Raw genomic sequence first — 10,139 nt, 5'->3', positions numbered from 1 at the left:
TTGATTACGTTTTGCTTGTTCAGTTTTCAAGGTTCATGTCATTGTCTCTTAAGACAACTTCTTAATAATATCATACATCTAAATGAATGTCAATACTTTTTTGGAGCGGGTGATGAGAATCGAACTCACGACATCAGCTTGGAAGGCTGAGGTTTTACCATTAAACTACACCCGCATATATAAAATTTGGCGCGCCCGACAGGAGTCGAACCCATAACCTTCTGATCCGTAGTCAGACGCTCTATCCAATTGAGCTACGGGCGCTTATTAAAATTAGTTGACTTGGTGCGGCCGAGAGGACTTGAACCTCCACGGGGTTGCCCCCACTAGGCCCTCAACCTAGCGCGTCTGCCGTTCCGCCACGACCGCATTCATGTAGTAACTTTTCTATTATACTATACCAACTTGAAAAGTCAACTCTTTTCTTAAAAAGATGAGCCATGAAGGACTCGAACCTTCGACCCTCTGATTAAAAGTCAGATGCTCTACCAACTGAGCTAATGGCTCGAATTAAGAAATGAATGGCTGGGGTACTAGGATTCGAACCTAGGCATGACGGAATCAAAATCCGTTGCCTTACCGCTTGGCTATACCCCAATAAGTGGCGGTCCCGACCGGGATCGAACCGGCGATCTCCTGCGTGACAGGCAGGCATGTTAACCGCTACACCACGGGACCAAAATATTATTTACATTAAATTATGAAAAATGACCCCTACGGGATTCGAACCCGTGTTACCGCCGTGAAAGGGCGGTGTCTTAACCACTTGACCAAGGGGCCATGGCTCCGAAGGCAGGACTCGAACCTGCGACAACCTGATTAACAGTCAGGTGCTACTACCAACTGAGCTACTTCGGAATAATGAATGGGCCTAAATGGACTCGAACCATCGACCTCACGCTTATCAGGCGTGCGCTCTAACCAGCTGAGCTATAGGCCCCTTGGAGCGGGTGATGAGAATCGAACTCACGACATCAGCTTGGAAGGCTGAGGTTTTACCATTAAACTACACCCGCATATATAAAATTTGGCGCGCCCGACAGGAGTCGAACCCATAACCTTCTGATCCGTAGTCAGACGCTCTATCCAATTGAGCTACGGGCGCTTATTAAAATTAGTTGACTTGGTGCGGCCGAGAGGACTTGAACCTCCACGGGGTTGCCCCCACTAGGCCCTCAACCTAGCGCGTCTGCCGTTCCGCCACGACCGCATTCATGTAGTAACTTTTCTATTATACTATACCAACTTGAAAAGTCAACTCTTTTCTTAAAAAGATGAGCCATGAAGGACTCGAACCTTCGACCCTCTGATTAAAAGTCAGATGCTCTACCAACTGAGCTAATGGCTCGAATTAAGAAATGAATGGCTGGGGTACTAGGATTCGAACCTAGGCATGACGGAATCAAAATCCGTTGCCTTACCGCTTGGCTATACCCCAATAAGTGGCGGTCCCGACCGGGATCGAACCGGCGATCTCCTGCGTGACAGGCAGGCATGTTAACCGCTACACCACGGGACCAAAATATTATTTACATTAAATTATGAAAAATGACCCCTACGGGATTCGAACCCGTGTTACCGCCGTGAAAGGGCGGTGTCTTAACCACTTGACCAAGGGGCCATGGCTCCGAAGGCAGGACTCGAACCTGCGACAACCTGATTAACAGTCAGGTGCTACTACCAACTGAGCTACTTCGGAATAATTCATGTTATGTTGTCGCCGTTATCTTGTCGACTTTTACTATTATAGGGACAACTCAACAAAACGTCAACTATTTTTCAAACTTTTTTTACTCCACTAATTTTAATTTCCCCAAACACTTACTGCAACAATACTTTTCCACATTCATTTTTATTTTCCGTATATATAATTGGTGGCAATTGACACAAGTATATGTATAGCGTCGTCGCTGTTTTTTAACTGTAGCTTTCGGGACATGTAAAACTGCGCAAAATCGGGGGGCATCTACTTTCCTTAATAATTCTCTAAAATCTTTATCTCGATGCTGATACCCTTTACCTTCAATATGTAGGTGATAATGGCATAATTCGTGTAAAACAATACCTTGAATCTCTTCCAAACCGTATAACTCATAGGCTTTAGGATTAATCTCAATATTATGGGATTGTAAAAGATATCGTCCTCCCGTTGAACGTAATCTCGCATTAAAGTAGGCTTGATGCAGAAAAGGCCTCTGAAAGTTTTCTAAAGATAAGCGACGAACAAGCTCTTGTAATTCTTGATTGTCCATAGTAATCACCTCTAACAACAAGAATACCACACTGCGTAGTATAGACAGTGTGGCAAAAATTTAGTACTTAAACTAATGCTTGATTTTTAGGAGGAAGCATCGTTAAAGAGATACGCCCTTTCGTTACATCTATTTGTTCAACCCAGACAGTTACAATATCCCCAAGTGCCACAACTTCTAATGGATGCTTAATACGTTTATTTTGGAGTTTAGAAATATGCACAAGTCCATCTTGCTTCACGCCAATGTCAACAAATGCGCCGAAATCTACTACATTTCTTACCGTCCCCTGCAATTCCATACCTACTTTTAAATCTTCCATTTTTAATACATCAGTCTTAAGCAATGGTTGTGGGAATGCATCACGTGGGTCACGACTAGGTTTCATTAAAGTATCCACGATATCTTGAATTGTCACAACTCCTACTCCAAGCACATCACTTAATTTTTGGATATTTAGTGCTGCAATAGCATCCTCTGCCTTCTGTGTCCCTAACTCTTTTTTATCTATTTGAGCCTCTGCTAATATTTGCTCAGCAAGATTGTAGCTCTCAGGATGAATACCTGTAGCATCAAACGGATTTTTTGCTTCTGGGACACGTAGGAAACCGATAGCCTGTTCATACGTTTTGGCACCTAACCTTGGAATCTTCTTTAATTGCGCACGTGTAGTAAATTGACCATTTTCCTCTCGCGTCTTTACGATATTCTCTGCAACAGTTTTTGATAAACCAGAAACGTATTGTAAGAGTGATGATGAAGCCGTATTTACATCAACACCAACTTGGTTAACAGCTGTTTCTACTATAAAAGTTAACGATTCATTTAATTTTTTCTGAGAAACATCATGTTGATATTGACCTACACCCACTGCTTTTGGCTCAATTTTCACCAACTCTGATAAAGGATCCTGTAAACGGCGTGCAATCGAAACGGCACTTCGTTGCTCTACCTGCAAATCCGGAAATTCTGTACGTGCAATGTCAGATGCTGAGTACACAGATGCACCCGCTTCATTGACAATAACATACGCTACATCTGTAGAAAGCTCATTTAATACATCTGCAATAAATTGTTCAGTCTCACGAGAGGCTGTACCATTACCAATAGCAATAATACTAATTGGGTATTTTGCTAAAATTCCTTTCACGATCGCTTTGGATTTTGCCACATCCGGTTTAGGTGGATGCGGGTAAATAGCTGTAACCTCTAGCATTTTCCCTGTTTCATCAACAACAGCTAATTTACAGCCTGTACGGTAAGCTGGATCAACACCTAATACATATTTCCCTTTCATAGGTGGCTGTAATAAAAGGTTACGTAAATTTTCAGAGAAAATATGAATTGCCTGGGCCTCTGCTTTTTCAGTAAGCTCGTTTCGTAGCTCTCTTTCGATAGATGGTTGAATTAAACGCTTGTATGAATCCTCTATTGCTAGCTTTACTTCCGCAATAGCAGGGGAAGAGCCAGTCGCGGGTATCCATTCCTTCCACATAATCATTAATACTCGGTCTATGGGCACATGAATCGAAACCTTTAAAATTTCTTCTTTTTCTCCGCGATTTATTGCTAAAATACGATGAGGAACAATGCGGTTGACTGGCTCCTCATACTCGTAATACATTTCAAAAACATTTTTTTCATCTATCTCGGCATTTTTTACATTCGTTACGAGCATGCCATCTTTCCATGAATACGCACGAATTTTCTCACGTATAGTGGCATCGTCAGCAAAGCGCTCTGCTAAAATATCTCGTGCTCCTGCTAATGCATCGTCGAGATTAGCCACCTTGTCATGGTCTACAAAATCTGCTGCAAGTTGCTCTAATGAATCATTACTATATGCTACCAGTAAGTCTGCAAGCGGTTCTAAGCCCTTTTCCTTGGCGATTGTTGCCTTTGTGCGCCGCTTTTGCTTGTAGGGTCTATATAAATCCTCCACACGCTGTAAAACCGTTGCTGCAAGGATGGCTTGTTCCAATTCAGATGTAAGCTTGTCTTGCTCTTGGATCAATCGTATAACCTCTTCCTTGCGTTGTTCGAGCTGCTGTATGTAATGATAACGATCCTCTACAGCCTTAATTTGCACTTCATCGAGAGAGCCTGTCACTTCTTTTCGATAACGTGCAATAAATGGTACCGTATTTCCTTCTTCTAATAACTTAATAACAGCATCGGCTTGCCCTGTCTTTATTACAACATCCTTAGCAATAAGCTGTAATACTTGTTTATGTTCCACATTATCCCTACCTTTTTCTTTTCATTTTACTAAACATACAAAAAAATAGTCTACTCAAGCGACCATGAGCAGACTATTTTTATTCATTTGACATAAAATTTTTAGAGTGAGACACCACCGCTTGCTAGGATGGCCTCTTGCAATTTCTTTATGGCTTTCCTTTGGATGCGTGATACATGCATTTGGGAAATGCCTAATCGTTCTCCAGCTTCTTTTTGACTAAGCTGCTCTAAATATGTAAGCTGAATAACCTGTTTTTCCCTCTCATTTAACAAGACCATCGCATCGGAAACAAGCATTCGTTTATTGGTCATCTCATAGCCATCGTCTTCTCTACCCAAAATATCGAATAATGTGACTGTGCTACCATCTGAATCAGATTCTATTGAATGATCCATTGAAAGAGCTTGATAGCTACGCCCCATTTCCATTGCCTCTAATACCTCTTCCTCTTCTACTTCTAATCGTTCAGCAATTTCTTGAATAGATGGAGAACGCTGCAACTCAATGGTCAGCGCTTCCACTGTTAATTTGATTCTTGGCCCTAACTCTTTTATGCGTCTAGGTACATGAACATCCCATGTTTTATCACGTAAAAAGCGCTTTATTTCTCCAACGATAGTTGGTACAGCAAATGCTTCAAAACTACGCCCAACATTTGGATCAAAACGTCTAATTGCACCTAATAAACCCAACATTCCTACCTGAACAATATCATCATAATATGATTTACCATTCGAATATTTACGTGCTATTGACTCAACTAAATATCGATAATGAATCACTAAGTTGGTTTGTGCTTCATCATCCTCGTTTGATTGGTATAATGCAATCCACTTTAATACATCTTCCTTGGATGAAGATTTACGTAGTGATTCTTTCGACATTTTTTTCCACCTGCTCCCTAGAGACATACTTTGTCATGAAAACAGTTACGCCACCATCGTTATTAATCATCACCTCATCCATTAAAGTCTCCATTAAATAAAGCCCTAAACCGCCTTCTCTTAGCCCTACGATACTTTCCTCTGGGTGATACGGTCCAATTTTCGACTTAATCTCTTCAAAGTTAAAGCTATTGCCGTAATCTGCAATCATCATTTCTATTTTATTGTCATACAATGCACACCCGATGACAATTTCGCCTTCCTCGTCTTCTTTATAGGCATGATGTACAACATTGGTTACCGCCTCACTTGCCGCAATTTTTAAATCTTCAATATCATCATAATGAAAGCCAACTCTACTAGCTAAGCCAGAAACAGTTAGACGAATGACACTGACAAATTGCGGTTTTGCAGGAACTCTAATTTCTATATAATCAAATTCCTTCATTAGCGTAATTCCACCTTTTTATCAGTTTCGATATCCATCAAATCACTTAAACCTGTAATTTCAAATAATCTTTGCAATCTATTGGATAAACCAACAAGCTTTACTTTGCCCTTTTCACGAACTGCTCTTTTATAGAAGGCCACAAAAATACCAAGACCTGTACTGTCCATATAACTGACCTTTGATAAATCCAACTCGATTTCTAAGCCCTCAGTGATCTTAACTGCTTCTAATTCTTCACGTAATCCTGAAGCTGTAAACGTATCAATTTCCCCCTCCACATAGCCATATAATTTATGATCAATTTCTTTAAAATGTATTGTTACGTCCATACAGCACACCTCCACTATATTTATTAGACTGTTTCCTGTTCCCTCTTCATTCAAAACATAAACCTATTTTTTTAAAATTACTACTGTAAAATCATCTGATAAGTCAAAGCCATGTATTTTTTCTATTTCTCGATACAGAAGCTGGCATAATTGTTGCGCTGATAAATACTTGTTATCTCTAATTACTGATGTAATAATCTGTCTTGAATTTAAGTGATCGTTCCCTCTAAATTCTGTAACTCCATCAGTCATCATCGTAATAATATCATTGTCCTCCAAAATAACTTCTTGGTAGGTGTACTTTGTGTTAGGCAATACACCCAGTAATAGCCCTTTTGCCTCTAAGGCAACGAATTGGTCCTGTTTGGCGTTATAGTGTAGAGCTGGCTCATGACCTGCTGAGGCATAGGAAAACATATTTCTCTGCGTATCTAAACAACCATAAAACATGGAAACAAACATACTGTCATCAACACCTTTTTCAATAACTCTGTTAATAACCTCTAAAACATAGGAAGGTTCTTTATAAGCATATTCCAATGTTTCAAGGCCATATTTCACCATCGACATACATAAAGCAGCAGGAACACCTTTCCCTACTACATCTGTTACAGCTACACTTAAATAGTCGTCCCGATGATAAAAAAAATGCACATAGTCACCGTTCATTTTGCGAGCCGGTACGGATAGCATTCCTATATCAACAGTCGATAATTTTGGTATATGTGTTTTTAACAACGCCTTTTGAATGCTTGTCGCAATTTTCATTTCCATCTCATATTCAGCCTGTTTTTGCAATAAACTTTGATGCTCTCTATGGGCCATGCCATAATGCACCATCACTTCAATAAGAAAATCATAGGCTGGCTGTGCTTCATTCATTCTGTCAGGAAATATTTCTGCTATAGCATTTTTATGAATGCTAATAACATCCTCCGGTGATATGTTTTTTTGAATTAACTGACGTGTGAAATTTTGAGCAATATATAAATTTTTTTCAGTTTGATTAACAATGTAATCTGCTAATATCTTTTTATACTGAGCCTCTAATTGTTTCATTTTCTCACGTCCTAACGCAGCCATTTTTCCGCCCTTATCGTTGTACCTTCTCCAATAACAGATTGAACTTCCAAGCTATCCATCAATCGCTTAACGCCTGGTAAACCAGCTCCTACACCACCAGATGTAGAATAACCCTCCTCCATGACCTTCCGAATATCGTGAATGCCTGGTCCTTGATCGGTAGCCGTTACTACTATTTTCTTTTCAGTTTCTGTGTCCACTCTTTCAATTTCAATCCTACCTATATTTGCATATAAATAGATATTTCGCGCTAATTCACTAATTGCTGTGGTAATGCGAGCTTGATCAACAGTGCCAAATCCAAGTGCTTTTGCTTCATTACGCCCCAGTTGCCTTGCTGCAACAATATCCCACTCAGTAATAATTTCAACCGAAGACTTACTTGCCACTGCTGTCCCTCCAATTCCTTAAGGCGTTACACCCTTACACGTTCATTTAACCTGTTTATCGTCAAATAGTAGCTCTTTCTATGTAAAATTTTACATACCTCTTAAAAATTTTTTCAAAAATCTATTTTTTTGATAAATCTTGAATCTATCTTAAAGCTTTTTGTACCATTTTTAAATAGCAAATTCAAATTATGGTAAGGAAGTAACTTTAGCATATAGGACGAAAAAAGCATCGAGATCTCGGAGATCTCGATGCTTCTATACATATATGTATATCAAAATTTAACTAAGCCTAAACTAATCATCAGCGCACCATCTACTTTTTCCATCACAGCCTGATCCAACTGTGTAATCCGGTCTGTCAATCTTGACTTATCAATTGTTCGCACTTGTTCGAGCAAAATAACCGAATCACGTTCGAAACCATACTTTTCAGCATTAATTTCGACATGTGTCGGTAACTTTGCCTTTTGAATCTGTGCAGTGATAGCTGCGATGATGACAGTCGGGCTAAATCGATTGCCAATATCATTTTGAATAATCAGCACCGGTCTAGTGCCTCCTTGCTCAGAACCTATTACCGGTGATAAATCTGCAAAAAAAACGTCACCACGTTTTACATTCAAAGTGTCATCCCCCGCTAACGAGACGCTCCACCATATGTTGTGCTTCATATTCTACATGCAAGCATTCACTTGCAATTGTTAAGTTAATATGAGACATTTCAACATACCCTTTAATCATAGCTTCCCGTATTTGATTTGGTTGCCCCTGCATTAAACTTTGGCGCGCCAAATTACGCCCAAAAGATCCACCTTCAATTACTTCCTTTGTTTGTAGAAATAGTCTATCTTGAACAGCAATTGTAGCTTCTTTTAACTTCTTTTCATACACAGCAAGCACCTCCAACGGAACCATCCACTTTTCATTACTTCTCATTCTATCATCGAAAGATATTGTTGAAAAGACATGAAATGACAATATATCTGACAATTTAAAGGACAAATTGTAAAGATATGTCGGTTGTCGACGGTATATGCTGTATAATTATTATTTCAATATACTACCAAACGTACTGCACTCGCTTCAAGCCAAGGACAGATTCGCCTAAACAGTCATTTGGCTCTTTGCTAAAATATGCTTCTAATTGTTGTAGATCACACGATAAGGGAACATTTTCTGTGAGCATGGCTTTTATTAATTTTCAGCACATGCTGTTGTAGCTTTGTTTTTGCACAAAAAACATCTGTTTTCGTAGGAGTCATTTTATTCCATATACAAATTAGTACATATTTTAGAATTAGCGCAATTATTTATTGACTAAATTCAACATTTTTCTTTGGTAGAGTTGCTATTCAAATGACGATTTCTTCTAAAGGTTTAAAGGTATATTCTAGGAACTCTTGCTGTAATAATGCATGGTACTTCATAATTAATGGTTTCAAGCTTAACTGCCCATTCATCAACAGAAACAATATGTTGCCCTTGTTGACCAATAAGTGTTACCTTCTCACCTATAGGATATGCTTTTGGCAAGGCAACCATACATTGATCCATACAAATTCGTCCCACAATCGGTACTCTTTGTCCATCAATTAATACTTCTTGTCCGCCTAGCTTACGAATAACACCATCCGCATAGCCAATTGGAATAGTTCCTAACCACATATCAGTTGGTGCAACATATGTAGCACCGTACCCTACACAATCACCTGCTTTTATTTGCTTGACATGGACAAGCTCACTTTCCAGTGAAAACGCAGGTTGTAATGAAAAAGGTGCGATACTGTCTACATAGGAAGACGGTGCTAATCCATACATAGAAATGCCATATCTAACAGCATCATATTGTAAATATGGGTCTTTCACTAAAGACGCTGCCGTATTTGAAGCATGAACAAGTCTAGGCTTAGAAGGTATGATGGATAAGCATCTTTCAAAAAAATGTACCTGTTCTTCAAAATGTGCTGTATCTTCCTCATCAGCTGTTGCAAAATGTGTAAATAAGCCATCCAGCTCCACATTATCTGTAGATTGGATCGTTTGATAGATTTCTAATAACTCTTGCTCGGAGCGTATACCAATTCTATTCATGCCACTATCCACTTTTATATGTAGACGGAGAGGAAGCGCTTCCTTATCTATAAAGGAAGCTGCTTGCTGTACCCACTCACTCGCAAACACTGTGAGAATAATGCGTTGCTCAGCCGCATAAGGGGCAAACGAGGCTGGAGATGCGCCTAATAGGAGTATGTCTGGTTCTGTAAAATGTGCTCGGATATGTAAAGCTTCCTCTGGTGTTGCCACTGCAAGTATTGTAGCGCCCGCATCAAGTGCTGCTTGTGCCACGGCTACATCTCCATGTCCATATGCATTTGCCTTTACTACAGCAATGATTTGAACAGTAGGTCGTAAAAACTTCTTTAAATTTTCCACATTTTGTTGGATTGCTTGTAAATCGATTATTGCTTTGGTTGGTCGAAAGTGCTGCTGTGTCTTCATTAGAATA

The 10,139-nt window shown here is 39.6% G+C and carries 10 protein-coding genes and 17 tRNA genes; all 27 read right to left on the bottom strand.

Annotation, left to right across the window (positions count from 1 at the left end):
• Positions 1 to 101 precede the first annotated feature (101 nt).
• The 27 genes from ADM90_RS21905 to alr all read right to left on the bottom strand — a co-directional run bounded on the left by ADM90_RS21905 (position 102) and on the right by alr (position 10,132).
• A tRNA-Gly gene (locus ADM90_RS21905) sits at positions 102 to 175 on the bottom strand.
• A 12-nt stretch (positions 176 to 187) separates the two neighbouring features.
• Positions 188 to 264: transfer RNA gene (locus tag ADM90_RS21900), tRNA-Arg, on the bottom strand.
• A gap of 19 nt (positions 265 to 283) precedes the next feature.
• Positions 284 to 369, bottom strand: a tRNA-Leu gene (locus ADM90_RS21895).
• A gap of 65 nt (positions 370 to 434) precedes the next feature.
• Positions 435 to 507 (bottom strand) — tRNA-Lys (locus ADM90_RS21890).
• A gap of 15 nt (positions 508 to 522) precedes the next feature.
• Positions 523 to 597, bottom strand: a tRNA-Gln gene (locus tag ADM90_RS21885).
• A 5-nt stretch (positions 598 to 602) separates the two neighbouring features.
• A tRNA-Asp gene (locus ADM90_RS21880) sits at positions 603 to 678 on the bottom strand.
• A gap of 30 nt (positions 679 to 708) precedes the next feature.
• Positions 709 to 780, bottom strand: a tRNA-Glu gene (locus ADM90_RS21875).
• 1 nt (position 781) lies between these two features.
• A tRNA-Asn gene (locus ADM90_RS21870) sits at positions 782 to 858 on the bottom strand.
• 8 nt (positions 859 to 866) lie between these two features.
• Positions 867 to 940, bottom strand: a tRNA-Ile gene (locus tag ADM90_RS21865).
• Between the two features lie 2 nt (positions 941 to 942).
• Positions 943 to 1,016 (bottom strand) — tRNA-Gly (locus ADM90_RS21860).
• Positions 1,017 to 1,028: 12 nt separating this feature from the next.
• A tRNA-Arg gene (locus tag ADM90_RS21855) sits at positions 1,029 to 1,105 on the bottom strand.
• A gap of 19 nt (positions 1,106 to 1,124) precedes the next feature.
• Positions 1,125 to 1,210 (bottom strand) — tRNA-Leu (locus tag ADM90_RS21850).
• Between the two features lie 65 nt (positions 1,211 to 1,275).
• Positions 1,276 to 1,348, bottom strand: a tRNA-Lys gene (locus tag ADM90_RS21845).
• 15 nt (positions 1,349 to 1,363) lie between these two features.
• Positions 1,364 to 1,438, bottom strand: a tRNA-Gln gene (locus ADM90_RS21840).
• A 5-nt stretch (positions 1,439 to 1,443) separates the two neighbouring features.
• Positions 1,444 to 1,519: transfer RNA gene (locus ADM90_RS21835), tRNA-Asp, on the bottom strand.
• A 30-nt stretch (positions 1,520 to 1,549) separates the two neighbouring features.
• Positions 1,550 to 1,621, bottom strand: a tRNA-Glu gene (locus tag ADM90_RS21830).
• Position 1,622: 1 nt separating this feature from the next.
• Positions 1,623 to 1,699: transfer RNA gene (locus ADM90_RS21825), tRNA-Asn, on the bottom strand.
• A gap of 91 nt (positions 1,700 to 1,790) precedes the next feature.
• Positions 1,791 to 2,252: a SprT family protein gene (locus ADM90_RS21820; protein ID WP_053996974.1), complete on the bottom strand. Its 462-nt coding sequence runs from the start codon at positions 2,250 to 2,252 to the stop codon at positions 1,791 to 1,793.
• 67 nt (positions 2,253 to 2,319) lie between these two features.
• Positions 2,320 to 4,491, bottom strand: coding sequence for a Tex family protein (locus ADM90_RS21815; RefSeq protein ID WP_053996973.1), 2,172 nt, complete (start codon positions 4,489 to 4,491; stop codon positions 2,320 to 2,322).
• 101 nt (positions 4,492 to 4,592) lie between these two features.
• The gene (sigB, locus tag ADM90_RS21810) at positions 4,593 to 5,378 is read right to left on the bottom strand and encodes an RNA polymerase sigma factor SigB (RefSeq protein ID WP_053996972.1); all 786 of its coding nucleotides are present in this window, start codon (positions 5,376 to 5,378) and stop codon (positions 4,593 to 4,595) included.
• Positions 5,356 to 5,826, bottom strand: a complete 471-nt coding sequence (rsbW, locus tag ADM90_RS21805; RefSeq protein WP_053996971.1) for an anti-sigma B factor RsbW — start codon at positions 5,824 to 5,826, stop codon at positions 5,356 to 5,358. The genes sigB and rsbW overlap by 23 nt, the downstream gene beginning before the upstream one ends.
• Positions 5,826 to 6,158 carry an STAS domain-containing protein gene (locus ADM90_RS21800; RefSeq protein WP_053996970.1) on the bottom strand — a complete coding sequence of 111 codons (333 nt, stop codon included), beginning with the start codon at positions 6,156 to 6,158 and terminating at the stop codon, positions 5,826 to 5,828. The genes rsbW and ADM90_RS21800 overlap by 1 nt, the downstream gene beginning before the upstream one ends.
• Positions 6,159 to 6,221: 63 nt before the next feature.
• Complete coding sequence (locus tag ADM90_RS21795; RefSeq protein WP_053996995.1) at positions 6,222 to 7,217, bottom strand: PP2C family protein-serine/threonine phosphatase; 996 nt, start codon at positions 7,215 to 7,217, stop codon at positions 6,222 to 6,224.
• Positions 7,218 to 7,228: 11 nt separating this feature from the next.
• A complete protein-coding gene (locus ADM90_RS21790; RefSeq protein ID WP_053996969.1) occupies positions 7,229 to 7,630 on the bottom strand; it encodes an anti-sigma regulatory factor in 402 nt (133 codons plus the stop codon).
• A gap of 275 nt (positions 7,631 to 7,905) precedes the next feature.
• A complete protein-coding gene (locus tag ADM90_RS21785; protein ID WP_053996968.1) occupies positions 7,906 to 8,256 on the bottom strand; it encodes a type II toxin-antitoxin system PemK/MazF family toxin in 351 nt (116 codons plus the stop codon).
• 4 nt (positions 8,257 to 8,260) lie between these two features.
• Complete coding sequence (locus ADM90_RS21780; protein WP_053996967.1) at positions 8,261 to 8,524, bottom strand: hypothetical protein; 264 nt, start codon at positions 8,522 to 8,524, stop codon at positions 8,261 to 8,263.
• Positions 8,525 to 9,010: 486 nt separating this feature from the next.
• Positions 9,011 to 10,132, bottom strand: coding sequence for an alanine racemase (gene alr / locus ADM90_RS21775; RefSeq protein ID WP_053996966.1), 1,122 nt, complete (start codon positions 10,130 to 10,132; stop codon positions 9,011 to 9,013).
• Positions 10,133 to 10,139 lie beyond the last annotated feature (7 nt).

The sequence above is a fragment of the Lysinibacillus macroides genome, from assembly GCF_001281525.1.
GTDB lineage: Bacteria > Bacillota > Bacilli > Bacillales_A > Planococcaceae > Lysinibacillus > Lysinibacillus macroides.
Note: the sequence above shows the minus strand (reverse complement) of the source record. Positions and strands in the feature narration are given on the sequence as shown.